Source organism: Nodosilinea sp. LEGE 07088 (assembly GCF_015207395.1).
GTDB lineage: Bacteria > Cyanobacteriota > Cyanobacteriia > Phormidesmidales > Phormidesmidaceae > Nodosilinea.
In genome coordinates, this window is the sequence record NZ_JADEWX010000061.1 from 14,634 (window position 1) to 29,576 (window position 14,943).

The following is a 14,943-nucleotide window of genomic DNA, read 5'->3' on the forward strand; positions in this document are numbered from 1 at the left end:
AGGCAACCCATATATGCTACGGCTCAAGGCCACCATTCTTATGGCGAGGCGGTTTTTGTTGGCGTAGGCGGAATGCTGCCGCGATCGCAAGTCCCAAACCCCCCACCGCCAGTGCAACTTTCCAAGGGCGACGATTGGAACCCTGCTCAGTATCAGGTACAGAACTTTGGTCTGTCTCACTCTGCCCAGGGGGGATAGACGGCCTGGTGCTGCCCGCCGCAACAACCGTGGTGTAACTCAGCTCAAAGGGAGAGAATGTCGCATCGGCCCGAGGGCTGCCGGTGAGCACAATACTGTACTCGCCCACCTCAGGAAACGTAATCTCTGCCCCAGGAATGTCTTCAAAGCTTTCTGGCGACATTGCCGTCAGCGTCGGCTGCATAATCGGCGCTTCCCCCGTCTGGCTCACCCTATAAACCGAGAGAGTGCAATCGCACTGGTCTAGGGGAATGAGCTGACCGCCCTGCTGGGTGAGGGCCACCCAGACCCTGGCGGGCTCTCCAGCTTTGGCGCTGTGGTTGGGCTCCAGGTGCCAGGTACCGGCGACATTGCCCGAGATCTCGGTTTTGTGGGCCTGGGCGGGCAGCACAACCAGGGTGCCGATCCAAAGACATGCCAGCAGGCTAATGTTTGACAGGCGCATAGTACTTCTCCAGCGACAGCAGCGACCAAAACCCTTGCCACCGCAGCAGTAGCGCCAGCAGGGAGAGGCCGATGAGGGCGATCGCAGCTAGCCAGTGCTGGGGCGATCGCTCAAACCCCCCCAAAAAACTAGCCCCCAACAGCAGGGTGTGGGCTATCACCAAGACAAAAATCGGCAAGCTCAGCAGATGCAGCCGCCGCCACTGAGAGCCTAAATAGCGCTGGGCCTGGTCAAAACTGGTCATGGCTAGCGGCAGCATCAGGCCAAAGGCAACAATGCCAGCCCAGCCCCCCACCTGCAGGGGCGGCAACAAAAAAGGCAGCGCTAGGGGGTTCCAGCCCATGGTGAGCATGTGGCCAATATGGGCGATCGAGAGCACAAAGGCAGCCACCCCCAGGGCGCGACGGTAGGTCAATAATGGTGCCCAAATCTGGCTAACCGGGCGGGCGATCAGGGTTAGGGCTAGGCAAATCAGCGCGCCATAGCCGGTCAAATCGACACTACCGCTGCCCCTAAACACCGTTAGCAGGCCAATAATCAAGGTAATCCAGCCGCCGAGCCGAAACAACTGTCCCCGGCGATCGGCGCTGACCCACCCAGTTGAAACCCCAACCCCCAGCATCAACGGCAGCGTGCCCAGGCCAAAGGCCAGCATAGTAGCCCCGCCCTGCCAGGGGCTAGTGGTTTCAGCGGCTTTGAGCTGAGCGGCATACAAAAAGCCGCAGGGAATTAGCCCCCAGGCTAGACCCAGCAGTAAAGGTGTCCAGCGCTGCGGATTGAGCGAGAGGGCCTGCATGGCTCGGGTGAGGCGATCGTGCCAGCCAGCCTGCACCATGGGGTTGAGGAACGGCACTTTGGGCACTGCCTTGGGGTTGATTTGCGCTAGCCCAAACCAGATCAGCAGCAGCCCCGTGACGATGGCAACCCCTCGGCGCAGAGGGCTGCCAATGCCCGCCATGGTGCCACTGGCCACCAGCACCGACCCCAGCGACCCAATGAAAAGGCCCACCAGGGCATAGCTGACCAACCGCCCCAAGTTGAGCAGCAGATGAAATCGAAAAGACGGCCAGCGATCGCCCTTCTCACCCCCCTGCGAGAGCGCAAACGCCACCGTAATTGGCCCACACATCCCCAGACAGTGGCCAAAACTGCCTAAAAATCCGAGGCTGGCGATGAGCAGCAGATCTAACATTCCGACGATAAAAGGTCAAAGGGGTATTTTTGAGCGTAACACCTCCGTTGCCCAGCGTCTTTTGACGCCCTGTCGAGTTACCAATAAGAGACAGCTGTCCCTCATCAAAACAGGCTGAGTTCATCTCGGTAGGGCAACGGACGAACCGATAACGCCTTGTAGAAGTTCTACAGCACGAGAGAGAGTATTATGACTGGCCTCTATGAGACAGATTTCTACGCTTGGACTCAGCAGCAGTCGTCCCTGCTGAAGCAAAATGTTTTGGAAAAGTTAGATCTGCCGCACCTAGTAGAGGAACTGGAAGCCTTGGGACACAGCAAAAAACGCCCCAGTTTACCGGGGCGTTTATACCTTCATTCGACCTATTCACAGGCTAGGTGGATGATACATCCACCCGCAAGGTTCACAACCTAGCCGTGGATTGCAGGAGCCAGCAACGCAACGGGGGTGGCCTCACCAGCCGTCGCCAGGTCCAGGGGGAAGTTGTGAGCATTGCGCTCGTGCATCACTTCCATACCCAGGTTGGCCCGGTTGATCACATCCGCCCAGGTGCCAATCACCCGACCCTGAGAGTCAAGGATGGACTGGTTGAAGTTGAACCCGTTCAGGTTGAACGCCATGGTGCTAATGCCCAGGGCGGTGAACCAGATGCCAATCACCGGCCACGCACCCAGGAAGAAGTGCAGACTGCGGCTGTTGTTGAAGCTGGCATATTGGAAGATCAACCGACCGAAGTAGCCGTGGGCCGCCACGATGTTGTAGGTCTCTTCTTCTTGGCCAAACTTGTAGCCGTAGTTCTGAGACTCGGTCTCGGTGGTCTCACGCACCAGAGACGAGGTCACCAATGAACCATGCATGGCGGAGAACAAGCTGCCACCAAACACACCGGCTACACCCAACATGTGGAAGGGGTGCATCAGAATGTTGTGCTCAGCCTGGAACACAATCATGAAGTTGAAGGTACCCGAGATCCCCAGAGGCATGCCGTCTGAGAAAGAGCCCTGACCCAGGGGGTAGATCAAGAACACGGCGGTAGCAGAAGCCAGAGGAGCGCTGTAGGCGACGCAGATCCAGGGGCGCATGCCGAGACGGTAGCTCAGTTCCCACTGCCGACCCATGTAGGCAAAAATGCCGATCAGGAAGTGAAAAACGACCAGCTGGTAAGGGCCACCGTTGTACAGCCACTCATCGAGGGAAGCGGCTTCCCAGATCGGGTAGAAGTGCAGGCCGATGGCGTTAGAGGAGGGCACCACCGCACCGGAGATGATGTTGTTGCCGTACATCAAGGAGCCCGCGACAGGCTCACGGATGCCGTCGATATCTACAGCGGGAGCTGCAATAAAGGCGATGGTGAAGCAGATGGTTGCGGTTAGCAGGGTAGGAATCATCAACACGCCAAACCAGCCCACATACAGGCGGTTCTCGGTGCTGGTAATCCACTGACAAAACCGCTCCCAGGCTCCCGCATTATCGCGGGCGCGAAGAGAAGTAGTCATAGTAAAAGTCCAATGAATAACAAACGAAAAATGGATGATTAGGTGAATAGATGTACTCACCCACATGCAGTGTAAAGTTTCTCTCTACTCTAGAAAATTGTGAGAAAAGAAAGTTTATTCCGTTGTACAAAAATAAATATTGCGGTGCTGGCCAGAACGCTGAGGCCGGAAGCCCCTGCCATTGGCCAACACTGGGGCAGCGCCAAGGGCTATTCAACCCGGTGGCCAGGCTAGGCTGCGACCCCCTAGCAGGTGCAGGTGCAGGTGGAAAACCGTCTGACCGCCGTCGGTTCCGGTATTTATCACCACCCGATATCCGTTCTCGGTTAAGCCGACCTGATCGGCGATCGCCTTAACAGTTAGCAATAAATGGCCTAACAGTTCTTTATCCTCAGGCGCTATGTCTGAAAGCCTAGGAATAGGCTGTTTGGGGATGACCAGAATATGGGTCGGGGCTTTGGGGTCAATGTCGGTAAACGCCAGGCAGAGATCATCCTCATAGATGATGTTGGCTGGAATCTCTTTGCGAATGATTTTGCCAAAGATGGTGTCGCCACTCATGGAAGAAATAGACCTAGACGCCGCCGCTATTGTCGCACGGGCTCGGGGCTATCGCTGGGGCAGGCAGGATTCTTTTTCCAGGCGATTCATGTCGGGGCTTCGCTAGCGAAGCCCCGACACCGTTGAACCTCTATTGATCGGTGCTCAACCGATCAACCACAGGCCTTCTGCTCCAGCGGCTTGACCGCCGGGCCGTGGAGAATATCCCCGTCAGGGCTAAAGCGCGAACCGTGGCAGGGGCAATCCCAGCTGGTTTCGGCATCGTTCCAGGCAACGATACAGCCCAGGTGGGGGCAGACAGCGGAAACCGTATGGAGTTGCCCGGTGTCGTCGCGATAGGCTGCCACTTTGTCGAGGTTGTGGGTAACGAGTTTGCCCTCGCCAGGGGGCACCCCGTCGGGTGAGTCGAACAACCCTTTGAGGCGATCGCCCAACCAGTGTTTGCCCACGTCCAAATTTGCTTGGATGGAGGTCGGCGTCACAAACGGTGTCGGACGGGTGGAGTCGTAGAGGTCGGCCCAGGGGTTTTGAATTCCTAAAATGCTGTCGGCCAGGATCATGGCTGACAGCACAGACTTAGACATGCCCCAGAGGCTAAAGCCAGTCGCAACGTAGGTGTGCTGGTGCGCGGGGGTGAGCTTGCCGATGTAGGGCAGCTTGTCAAAGGAGACAAAGTCTTGACTTGACCAGCGGTAGTCGGCTTCAATCCCAAACTGAGTTTGCATGTAGTCTTCGAGGCGCCGGTAGCGCTCGTCGATGGCGGCATCGGTGCCCACCTTATGCCCTTCGCCGCCGACCAGTAGTAGCATGCCACCGTCGTCAGTGGGCGTGGTGCGAAGGGAGCGATAGCCCTCTCCCACACCGATGTACATGCCCCGAGGCGCCTGGCTAGCCTCAATGCGACCGCCGATCAGATAAGACCGCTGGGGATAGGACTTGGCAAAATACAGGCCGACATCCAAAATTGGCAGGTTGGTTGTCACCACTACGTCCTGGGCAATAACGCTGGGGCCGTTTTGGGTCATGACACGGCAGGGGCCTTCGCCTTCGACAGTGTTGACCCGAGTTTGCTCAAAAACGTGGCTATTGTCGCCGGGGAGAGTAGCGGCGATCGCCAGCATAAACTTGCGCGGATGAAATTCTGCCTGATGGGGCAGCCGAACTGCGCCCATAACATCAAAGGGCAAATCTAGGCTTTCCACCAAGGTGGCGGGTAAACCCACGCGTTGGGCGGCCTCGACCTCGGCCTGCACCTGCTTTAGGCCCGACTCGTCGGTGGCAAAGGTGTAGACATCCCGACGGGCGAAGTCGCAGTCGATGCCGTCAGCGGCAACCATAGTGGCGAGCCGTTCAACAGCCGCCTGGTTAGATTCGCCATAGAGACGGGCCTTCTCGCTACCGTGCTGATCGACCAGATCGGCATAGATCAGCTGGTGCAGGGCCGACACCTTAGCGGTGGTGTGACCCGACACGCCTGCCCCAACATGGTCGGCTTCAATCAGCGCCACGGTTTTGCCTGCCTGTTTGAGCAGCTTAGCGGTAACGACACCAGCTAAACCAGCGCCAACAATGGCCACATCCACGGTGACATCCTGGGTTAGAGCGGGGTAGCTAGAGGGCAGCGTTGAGTCAAGCCAGTAGGAAACATGGCGTCCAGTCAGCGTCATTGGAGAAAACCTGTGAGAAAAGCAATTTGATCTTCTCCGACAGGGTTGCCTGCCTCATCCACCCCTGGGGATAGGCTAGGACATCTATATATGTAGAAATTAATGGAGCAGGAAGGGTCGAAAGCTCCATCCTTGGATATAGCCTGCAACGCTGCGATTTCCGCATGAACGCTGCTTGAGCCCTCTGGGCCGGAGTTTTGGCAAAACCATCGGTCATCGCCCATCGCCTGTACAGTTCTAGCTAGATTTCATCTAACTGAGTGCTGCTGTCGTTCTCGCTTCCGGCCCAAAGTAATGAGGCACAAAGCTGCCGTGGAGGCCGTAGGGCACATGGTGGGGCAGCTTGAGCCGGGCAATAGGGCCAGCGGCAATAGCTTGACCCGCTAAAATTACCAGATCAGAGCACTGGCGCTCGGCGTTGTACATCAATACCAGCACCCAGCCATCATCTAGCTCGGTGGCCTGGGGCCGGGGGACAAACAACGGTTCGCCCATAAACCCCCGGGGGGCCGCACTCCAAATTTGGGTATCCCCAGTGTGGGTGTCGAGCTTGAGTAGAGCCTGCAGCGGCGCATTGCCTGCAGCTCCGTGGGCTGTACCGATAAATAGATGACGGTAGGGTCGTCCCATGGCGTCGGGGTGCAGGGTGGGGAATTCTACGCAGCGGCTCACCAGGGTGTTGACAGTGGCGGTGCCAGCGGTGAGATCGAGGGTAAAGCGCCAGAGTTGCCCGGCCGGAATGCGATCGAAGTCAACCTCTAAAAAGTCGCTGCTGCCGTCTAGGGAGGGGAAGCTGTCGTAACAGACTGAGTCGATGACGACCCGGCCATCTTGCTCAAAGGCGTTGGCATGGTGGAAGACAAAGCAGGGGTCGGTGTCGATCACCTGCATGGGGTCGCCATTGCGAGGAACAACGAGGATTTTAGTCGGCTGCTTGGGGTCAAAGCTGATGCATTCTGCAGCCCCCTTGAGCCCCAATAAGAACGGCAGTGGCCCAAAGCTAACCGGGTTTTGGAAGAAGATGGCGTAGTTAGGGGTGATGGCAAAGTCGTGGATGAAGGCAAAGCCAGGGATGGTATGGCTGTGCTGGCTGAGGGCATTGCCATCAGCATCGAGTTCGTACAGGGTAATGGTGCTGGATAGCCCGGTTTTGACCGAGAACCCGACTAATCGGGGATCGCCGTGGTGCCCCGGATCGATGCGGGGATGGGCTGTAAAGGAACCGCCGGGAGAAATTAGACCATTTAAGTAGTCGAGACCGAGGGTATCTAGGGTTGTCGGATCTAAGCGGTGAGGCGCCGCCGCTTCCCACAGGGCCAGGAGTTTGTCGGCCCAGTAGACGATGTGGGTATTGGCAATATTCTTGAGCTTGAGGTCAAAGGCATTGGCTAGGGGGCCACCGGGTTTTTGGGTGCCAAATACGCCCCGATAGAGGGGCTTTTGGGCCTGTTGTTCGGCCAGGTAGGCCGCCGTGCGCACAAAGCGGTTGCGAAAGTAGGCCTGACCGTTGCGCAGGGCAATGCTGCAAACCAGGCCGTCGCCATCAAAGGGATGTTTGACCGGGTGCCCATGAATATCCAGGAGTCCGGGGCCGTTGCGAAACAGGGTGCCCTCTAGCTCAGTGGGGATGGTGCCCTCAATGTCAGTGACCCAGTAGCTGTATTCGTTGGGCTGGGAACGGTAGCCGCTGCGCCAGTCGTCAACGGAGAAGGAGGCAGCGGTGGGGCGGGGTTGTGTCGTGGTCATGATGCGGCAGGGTAAAGGGTAGGGGGATTTAGACAGGCAAACTCGAAATGTTGGGGCTCGGTGCCGGGCCTATAGTTCAGTCGGGGTCGCCCACCGGCACCGGATGCTCCATGGCGGTGGGCGCAAACAGCGTAGTCGATATGCTGGCTAGCTCTGGCGGTGGTAGAGCGGCTGGAGAGTGAGATTCTGCCCCTTGGGAAGAGGTATTGGGCAGCAAAAACAACAGGGGTAAGGGCAGCAAAGTGGTGAGGTTGGTGATTAAAACCAGTTCCCAGAGGTGGTCGAAGTTGGTTTCGGTGACACCGAGCCAGTGAGTCAGTACTGCGCCTAGCTCATGGGAGATCAGCCCAGCCAGATTTACGATCGACATCAGCAGCGCAAACAGGGTGGCTTCTACGCCAGGTGGGCAGAGTCTGGCCGATAGCACCAGCACCGGCATAAAGGCGATTTCGCCCATGACAGTCAGTACCAGGCTGTCGCCCAGGCTAAACCACTGGTCGCCAATGCCGAGGGTGCGATTGACGTGGGTGACCAGCAGCAGCATGCTCATGCCCAACAGACTAGAGAGCAAAGTAGACCAGGCAAAGATGGTGCGAAAGGGCACGGTGCGCAAAAATCGCTGAAAGACCCAAATGCCTAAGAGCGCGGCCAGGCTAGTGACCAGCCGCACTCGACCCAAAAACTCGGGTTGAAACCCCAAGTCGTTAGTGGTGAAGAAAAAGAAGGCGGCGTCAGCGGTGGGGGTGGCCTGCCAGAGAAAGAGAAACAGGGCTGGCATCCAGATGGCGCGCTGACGAACGGCCTGCCAGAGCTGTTTGACCTGGGTGCCGACTACGGTCCAGCTGGGGGCATCGACTGGGTCTTCGGCAATGAGTACCGCAACCAGAGAAACCACCAGAGGAAAGGTCGCGGTGATGCCAAAGACGGCGCGAGTGCTGATGTGTTGTAACAGGGCTCCGCCCAGGTAGGCGGTAAGAATGCCGCCTACGGCGGAAGTACCCCAGGCCAGAGACTGTAGCGTGCCAGCCTGGCCTAAGGACTCGCCTCGGGCCCGCTCGACCACCAGCGAATCGACGATGACATCGCCGACGGCGACGGAGAGGGAACTGAGGGTAATGGCGGCGATCGCGGCCCAGCCCGTCTGCACTATCGTTGCCAGGGCCAGCCAGGCGCCTGCTCCCAACAACCCTGAGAGGATGAGATAGGGTCGCCGTCGGTAGCCAAACAGGGGCAAGCCGTCCGAGAGCAGACCAAAGAGGGGCTTAATAGTCCAGGGCAGGGTGGCGATGCCAGTGAGCGCTGCGACCTCGGCGGGGGTGAGGCCCAGATCATCCTTGAGAAAGAAGCTGACCGCCAGTCGCGCCAGCCCCAAAATGCCCTGGACAAAGTACACCAGCAGAATTGCTGCCAGCTCTGAGGTCAAGGGCTGGCCCAGGAGAATACGAGTCTCCACGAAACCTTTGATGCCGCTAGATGGGTGAGAAGAAGCCGTCATGTAGGAGTGATTCTCGATGGGCAAGGGATCTGGGAATTGTTAAGAAATGTCAATAACTTGTCCCATGATAGCTTGCTGGCGAAATGAAGGTAGGCCCGTGTCTTTTGGGTAGGAAGTGAGGCCTTGATCAGGGTCAGAGCCGATTTGCCGGCTTGGTGCCTGGGGGCGGCAAGGGATGGTGGTGTGCGCCTTGTTCCAGGGCAGTGGTCAGTGGCATGGTCAGTGGCGATGGTGATGGCAGATTACCCAGGTAAAATCAGTCAAACACGGCCAAAAAGATCGAGTATTTGCCCATTTATCGCTAAATATCGGCAATCAGGCTGGATAGATCCCCGGTTTTGATGCGGCTAGAGGTATTTCAGGATGTCTTGTAATAGGGCATTTTTGCCAAAATTCTGGCATTTAAGGGCAGCATTGCCCTATTTTATGCCTAGAATTTTGCCATTGACTCCCCTGCCGAATGCTGCAATAGTTGACCGTAATTCTTGGGCACACACCCAAAATTCGGGTTAATTCAGAGGCTTTGCAAAATAGCATATTCCTGTTTTATCAATGAACCTGGTATATTTACCTCGCCTTCCGTTCTTTGCCCTCCCCTGACAAACGATGCAGTATTCAGTCAAGCTTCTTGTTGCCGCACTGTTTGCCCTCAGCCCGGCAGCCCACCCTGGGCTGAGAACCGTTGCTCTAGCTCAGGGTGCTCCGGCGTTTTCATTGCCTGAAACGGTGCCTTCTGGAACAACACTGTCGATTCAGAGTTCCCCAAATTTGGGAGTGGCTGCCCAAGCTCTGAAGCAGGAGTTTGAAGCTGCCTATGATGGCACAGAAGTTGGCGTAGAGGTAACGAGTAGCGACGATGCGATCGCCGCCTTGATCGACGGCAAAATTGACCTGGCTGCTATTGGTCGTCCCCTGACGCAGGCCGAGCAGAATGAAGGCCTGGTCACGGTACCCCTAGAACGAGCCAAGATTGCCATCATTATTGGCTCCGATAATCCTTTTTTTGGCAATCTCACCTTCGAACAGTTTGCCGCGATGTTTCGGGGCGAAATCACCGATTGGTCACAGGTCGGTGGGGAGCCTGGTGCCATTCGGTTTGTCGATCGGCCGGAAAGCAACGATACCCGTCGATCGCTCAGCCAGTATGAGGTGTTTCGCTCAGCTCCCTTTGAGGCTGGGGCGACTGCCGACCCGGTTGCTGAAGACGATACCGCCGCGGCGATTCGGGCTTTAGGTAATGACGGCATTAGCTATGCGATCGCACCCCTCGTGCTCGACCAACCGGGGGTCAAGATCGTGCCCATGCACCAAACCTTGCCCGATGACCCCCGTTATCCCTATTCTCAACCGCGATATTTTGTCTATAAAGATCAGCCTAGCCCGGCTGTAGCTGCCTTTGTCGGCTATGCCACTGCGCCGGCAGGGCTCGCCGCGATCGCCGCCGCCCAAGGTGCGGAAGCCGATGTAATTGCGGGTGCGATCGCCGATCCCGCTGCGGGGGCTACGTCACCATCGGACCCATCCTCAGCGGTAACGTCAGCTCCGGTGACTACCGAACCGGAGCCCGAAGCCGAAGCGCTTGAGGGGGCAGCTCCGGCTGATGCCGATCCCATCGCTACAGCTCCGGCTAATGATAATGATGGTGGCTTTGCCTGGTGGTGGCTGCTACCCCTGGCGGCGCTGTTAGGTGGCCTGGGCTGGTTGTTAACCCGGGGTAGAGGAGCGGCCCCAGTGGCTGATGCCGCGACAACAGTTCCTCCAGTTGCGCCTCCTCCAGCGGTACCGCCCGTCAGTGGTAGCGGGGCAGTGGCCGCAGCGGTGCCCGAGCCTGCGATCGTCCCTTCGGCTCCAGCCCCCGGGGTGGTTCCTCCAGCTCCAGAGCCTGAAGTAGTTCCTCCAGCTCCAGTTCTAGAATCTGAAGTAGTTCCTCCAGCTCCAGAACCTGAGGTGGTTCCTCCAGCCCCAGTGCCCGAAGTGGCTACTGTAGATGAAGCGCCCCCCGCACCGGCTGAGGCACCGCCGTCGCCAGAGCCGGTTGAGGTGTCCTCGGCGATGCCTATGGCTATGGGGGCGGCCGGTCTGGCGGTAGGCGCGGCCGGTCTGGCGGCTGGGGCAGCGGCTTCCTTAGCCAGCACCGAAGACCAATCGAAGGTAGAGGCCAAAAAATTTGACGTGGTGGGCCATCCGGCTGATGGCGAGCTAGACCTATCGACGATTGATGATGGCTTGCCCCCCCTGCCCGATGGCTATGGCGAAAGCCGCATTGTGCTGATGCCCCGCGATCCCCAGTGGGCATACGCCTATTGGGATACGCCCCACACCCATAAAGAAGAGCTGCGCCGCCAAGGGGGAGAGCAGCTGGCGCTGCGGCTGTACGATGTGACCGGCATCAACCTCGACGATCGGGCTCCCCATAATCTGCAGCAGGTGAGCTGCGATGAGCTGGCCCGCGAGTGGTATATGCAGATTCCGGTGAGCGATCGCGACTACCAGGCCGAGATCGGGTACCTGACTGGCGATGGCCGCTGGCTGGTGCTAGCCCGCTCCAACACTATTCGTGTCCCTCCCGTTTACCCTTCCGACTGGACAGAGGAGCACTTTCTCACCGTTACCTGGGATGAAACCCTGCGCGGCAAGACGATCATGACCCTGGTCGATCCCCGCCTTCAGGGGGCTGAGGCCAGTCTACATGAGCAGCTTTATGCGTTGGCCCAGGGGGGTGAAGCGCTGCGCATTGACGGTTCTTTATTTGGCTCGATGCAGCACGTTGCTGGGTCGATGGCACCTCCCCTCAGTTCGTTTATTTTTCCGTCGGGGGCTGGCCTAGGGGCTGCTGATATGGTGCCAGGGCCGACCATGTCAGGGGTATCAGGGTTGACTATGTCAGGTTTCCCCGGCCTAACGATGTCGGGTATTGGCATGGGTGCTTCGATGCCACCAATTCGCCCCCGCAAGTTTTGGCTGGTGGCCGATGCCGAGCTGATTGTCTACGGCGCGACCGAACCCGATGCCACCGTGACCATTACGGGCCAGCCGATTCAGCTTGCCGAAGACGGCACCTTCCGGTTCCAAATGTCTTTCCAGGATGGCACGATTGAGTACCCGATCATGGCGGTGGCGGCTGATGGTGAACAGAGCCGCAATATCCACATGACTTTTGAGCGGCAAACCCCTGCTCGTCGTACCAACACCAAAGACGAAGCCCAGGACGAATGGCCGGGGGCATAGGCAAGGTTTGACCTCTAGTCTGAAACCCCAGCCCAACCTATAGAAGGCTGGGCTGGGGCAAAACGATACTGGCAGAATGGGTGGCAGCCGTACCCACGAGACCCGAGTGACAATGATCCGGCGGTTTCCTGAACCTATCTGATCGGTTTATCGCCCCCGCCCCCCAACCTGGAGTCGGTCTTGATGACGCTGCTGAATGAGCTGGCTGCGGTTGAAGCGGAGTTTGTCCTGGTTTTGGATGACTACCATGCGATCGCAACCCAGGCCATTCATGACAAGATTGGCTTTTTGCTCAGCCATTTACCGTTGAATGATTGCAGGCGATTTACACTTAGGTAGTTGCTGGGAAACTTTCTTCCGAGTGGTGGGTACTGCCTATCCTACAGCGGCTGATGAAGCTGTTTGCATACCTGGATCGCGACTGATAGCCTGAACGAGATCTGTTTTGTTTACCTTCCTGGTGATTAGATAAGACCTCAATTTACCGAGCCCCTGTTACTCAGCCCAATTTAGGCGTAGTTCAGCAATATATCTCTTGCCGTTTAACGCAGTGCGTCATACGCTAGGAATGTGGTGTAGCACTGTTGCGGATGATCCGAGGCTTTAAAGATAAAGAGACGCAAAAAGTCTTTGAACGTCAGCGTTCTCGCAAATTACCATCGGACATTCAGCAAGTGGCATTGCGGAAACTTCGGATGCTGAATCGAGCAGAAACCCTTCAGGATCTTCGCGTCCCGCCAGCTAATCGACTGGAGCGTCTCGTTGGTGATAGAGAAGGTCAATATAGTATTCGGATTAACGATCAATGGCGAATTTGCTTTTTATGGCAAGACGGTGATGCTTTAGACCTGGAGATCGTTGATTATCATTGAGGTGAAAGTATGAATGAAGATAAGCTGATGCCAGTGCATCCTGGTGAGGTGCTTTTAGAAGAATTTCTAAAGCCAATGAATCTCAGTCAAAATCAGATGGCTCTGGCACTTCGAGTTCCTGCACGACGTATTAACGAAATCATTCATGGAAAGCGACGTATTACGGCAGATACGGCTCTTCGTTTAGCTCGTTACTTCAATATGTCGCCACGATTTTGGCTGGGATTGCAAATGGATTATGACTTAGATGTGGCTGAAGATGAAGTGGGGGAGCAATTGAATAAGGAAGTGGTTGTCTTAGTGAGTGAAGGAGGATAAAGTCTTCTCATGCAATACTTGCCTGGGCAAAGCTTGCCAAACAAGGCTTGCAGCGGATGGCCGAAACACACTGCTAGCGACTCACAAACCCTTGCCACCGATGAAGCCCAAGCCGTTAATCTAGACGCACTTTCTGCTGTGAGTATGATTTACCGAGTCTGGCCCCGAAATCGCCCGTGAACTGGTCGTGGCCTTGAGTACCGTGCGCACCCATACCAAGCGAATTTACGGCAAACTCAATGTCACTAACCGTCGGGCTGCGGTGAAACGAGCCACAGAGCTAGAGCTGATTTAGGCGTTTATCCCCGCAAGACCCCTCCATAAATCCCCACATCTAATCCCCACATGTGAGGACAACGGCTCCCCACGTCCGTGTGTATTTTTGAGTTGTTAAGGCCAGTCGTGATTAGGGCAGGCAATTGCAACTCCCATGAGTCAACTACGCAGTTCAGCCAACGATCATCCCCCACTTGCCCAATACGAAATCTGTGTCAAGGGACATCTTGATCATCGTTGGAGTGATTGGTTTGAAGGATTTGCGATCGCGCTAAAAGACAACGGTGAAACGCTGTTGTCTGGCCCGGTGATTGATCAGGCTGCGCTCTATGGCCTGCTGATTAAGGTGCGTGATTTGGGGCTGCCGCTGGTCTCGGTCATGCTGGCCCAAACAGAAAATTTGGACAAAGGAGAACAGACATGAATTTGCAGAAACAAGTGCTGGCAATGGAAATGAAAGCGAAGCTATCGACTCTGTGGATGTTTTATCTCTTCAACACGATATTTCGGGATATCCACGAATTTATTGAGCCTGGATTCATTGAACAAGTGATGACCGGGACATTCAATGGGACTCAAATAACAGAACAACTACTGCTGTTTGGTGGTTTCGTGGCCGAAGTGCCGATCTCCATGGTGCTTCTCTCTCGATTGCTGCCCTATGGCACAAACCGCTGGGCGAATATTATCGCCGCTGTGATTACCCTCGCGTTTGAAATCAACAATGGCACCACCGATCTGGACGATACCTTTCACATGGTCATAGAAATGGCTGCTTTATCCTTCATCATTTGGTCGGCTTGGCGGTGGCGGAACCCAATATCTCAGAGTTACTCAACCGCTCAGAAAGCATGATTTTTACCGACGGGCCTCAGATACGAGAAAAAAGCAACCGTTTAATAATATTAAGGAGGATGCGATGAACGCTTCAGCTAAATTTTGGAACAAAGTCGCCGAAGGTTACTCAAGACAACCGATCGCCGATGAAGCCGCTTACCAGAAAAAACTACAGGTCACGCGGGAGTATTTTCAACACAGTATGAACGTGCTGGAGGTTGGTTGCGGCACCGGATCAACGGCGATTGCCCATGCCCCTTACGTGAAACATATCCGAGCGATTGATTTCTCATCCAACATGATTGAGGGGGGATTACCAATCGCCTATTGGTAACGCAAAAATCGTATTCATCGTGGCGAAGAAGCCCGAGCAGCGTTAAGGGAGGAATTCCCATCGCGCCCAGATATCGAGCAGTTCTTTCAAACGGTAGCAGCCGAGTTCTAGCCATAAGTGCTGGGGCAGTCGCCAAGGAATATGGCAGACAGCCCTGTTCAACCATCATTTTTGGAAACTAGCCATGAAGATCTTTATTGCAGGTGCCTCAGGCACCATCGGTCAGGTGTTGATTCCTCAATTAGTCAAGGCTGGCTATGCGGTTACGGCGTTATCTC

The 14,943-nt window shown here is 56.2% G+C and carries 14 protein-coding genes and 3 pseudogenes; 9 read left to right on the forward strand and 8 right to left on the reverse strand.

The features are described from left to right. Positions 1–16 precede the first annotated feature (16 nt). On the reverse strand, positions 17–643 hold the full coding sequence (locus IQ254_RS14930) for a hypothetical protein (protein WP_193966954.1): 627 nt from the start codon (positions 641–643) through the stop codon (positions 17–19). Then, positions 624–1,835 carry a sulfite exporter TauE/SafE family protein gene (locus IQ254_RS14935; RefSeq protein WP_193966955.1) on the reverse strand — a complete coding sequence of 404 codons (1,212 nt, stop codon included), beginning with the start codon at positions 1,833–1,835 and terminating at the stop codon, positions 624–626. The genes IQ254_RS14930 and IQ254_RS14935 overlap by 20 nt, the downstream gene beginning before the upstream one ends. Before the next feature lie 189 nt (positions 1,836–2,024). On the opposite strand from IQ254_RS14935, the gene IQ254_RS14940 reads away from it, so the two are divergent. Next, on the forward strand, positions 2,025–2,249 hold the full coding sequence (locus IQ254_RS14940) for a DUF29 family protein (RefSeq protein WP_193966956.1): 225 nt from the start codon (positions 2,025–2,027) through the stop codon (positions 2,247–2,249). Here the strand turns inward: IQ254_RS14940 and psbA are convergent. The 5 genes from psbA to IQ254_RS14965 all read right to left on the reverse strand — a co-directional run bounded on the left by psbA (position 2,246) and on the right by IQ254_RS14965 (position 8,800). Next, the gene (psbA, locus tag IQ254_RS14945; protein ID WP_193966957.1) at positions 2,246–3,331 is read right to left on the reverse strand and encodes a photosystem II q(b) protein; all 1,086 of its coding nucleotides are present in this window, start codon (positions 3,329–3,331) and stop codon (positions 2,246–2,248) included. The genes IQ254_RS14940 and psbA overlap by 4 nt on opposite strands. A gap of 213 nt (positions 3,332–3,544) precedes the next feature. Beyond that, entirely contained in the window at positions 3,545–3,892 is a 348-nt protein-coding gene (locus tag IQ254_RS14950) for a histidine triad nucleotide-binding protein (RefSeq protein ID WP_193966958.1), read from the reverse strand. Positions 3,893–4,044: 152 nt separating this feature from the next. After that, a complete protein-coding gene (locus tag IQ254_RS14955) occupies positions 4,045–5,559 on the reverse strand; it encodes an FAD-dependent oxidoreductase (RefSeq protein WP_193966959.1) in 1,515 nt (504 codons plus the stop codon). 252 nt (positions 5,560–5,811) lie between these two features. Next, a complete protein-coding gene (locus tag IQ254_RS14960) occupies positions 5,812–7,305 on the reverse strand; it encodes a carotenoid oxygenase family protein (RefSeq protein ID WP_193966960.1) in 1,494 nt (497 codons plus the stop codon). Positions 7,306–7,381: 76 nt separating this feature from the next. Continuing rightward, positions 7,382–8,800: a folate/biopterin family MFS transporter gene (locus tag IQ254_RS14965; RefSeq protein WP_193966961.1), complete on the reverse strand. Its 1,419-nt coding sequence runs from the start codon at positions 8,798–8,800 to the stop codon at positions 7,382–7,384. Positions 8,801–9,406: 606 nt separating this feature from the next. On the opposite strand from IQ254_RS14965, the pseudogene IQ254_RS33675 reads away from it, so the two are divergent. Then, positions 9,407–10,204, forward strand: a pseudogene (locus IQ254_RS33675) (substrate-binding domain-containing protein); the annotation flags it as partial. Positions 10,205–10,927: 723 nt separating this feature from the next. After that, a pseudogene (locus tag IQ254_RS33680) lies at positions 10,928–12,028 on the forward strand (DUF4912 domain-containing protein); the annotation flags it as partial. A gap of 147 nt (positions 12,029–12,175) precedes the next feature. On the opposite strand, the gene IQ254_RS14975 reads toward IQ254_RS33680, so the two are convergent. Further along, a complete protein-coding gene (locus IQ254_RS14975) occupies positions 12,176–12,328 on the reverse strand; it encodes a hypothetical protein (protein WP_193966963.1) in 153 nt (50 codons plus the stop codon). A 290-nt stretch (positions 12,329–12,618) separates the two neighbouring features. Here IQ254_RS14975 and IQ254_RS14980 point away from each other — a divergent pair, with 290 nt between their 5' ends. The 6 genes and pseudogenes from IQ254_RS14980 to IQ254_RS15005 all read left to right on the forward strand — a co-directional run. Continuing rightward, positions 12,619–12,900: a type II toxin-antitoxin system RelE/ParE family toxin gene (locus IQ254_RS14980; protein ID WP_193966964.1), complete on the forward strand. Its 282-nt coding sequence runs from the start codon at positions 12,619–12,621 to the stop codon at positions 12,898–12,900. A gap of 9 nt (positions 12,901–12,909) precedes the next feature. Beyond that, positions 12,910–13,218: a HigA family addiction module antitoxin gene (locus tag IQ254_RS14985; RefSeq protein WP_193966965.1), complete on the forward strand. Its 309-nt coding sequence runs from the start codon at positions 12,910–12,912 to the stop codon at positions 13,216–13,218. Between the two features lie 169 nt (positions 13,219–13,387). Continuing rightward, positions 13,388–13,513: a LuxR C-terminal-related transcriptional regulator gene (locus tag IQ254_RS14990; protein WP_193966970.1), complete on the forward strand. Its 126-nt coding sequence runs from the start codon at positions 13,388–13,390 to the stop codon at positions 13,511–13,513. Between the two features lie 135 nt (positions 13,514–13,648). Then, positions 13,649–13,918, forward strand: a complete 270-nt coding sequence (locus IQ254_RS14995) for a hypothetical protein (RefSeq protein WP_193966966.1) — start codon at positions 13,649–13,651, stop codon at positions 13,916–13,918. Beyond that, positions 13,915–14,349, forward strand: a complete 435-nt coding sequence (locus IQ254_RS15000; RefSeq protein WP_193966967.1) for a DUF6326 family protein — start codon at positions 13,915–13,917, stop codon at positions 14,347–14,349. The genes IQ254_RS14995 and IQ254_RS15000 overlap by 4 nt, the downstream gene beginning before the upstream one ends. Before the next feature lie 64 nt (positions 14,350–14,413). Continuing rightward, positions 14,414–14,638, forward strand: a pseudogene (locus IQ254_RS15005) (SAM-dependent methyltransferase); the annotation flags it as partial. Positions 14,639–14,943 lie beyond the last annotated feature (305 nt).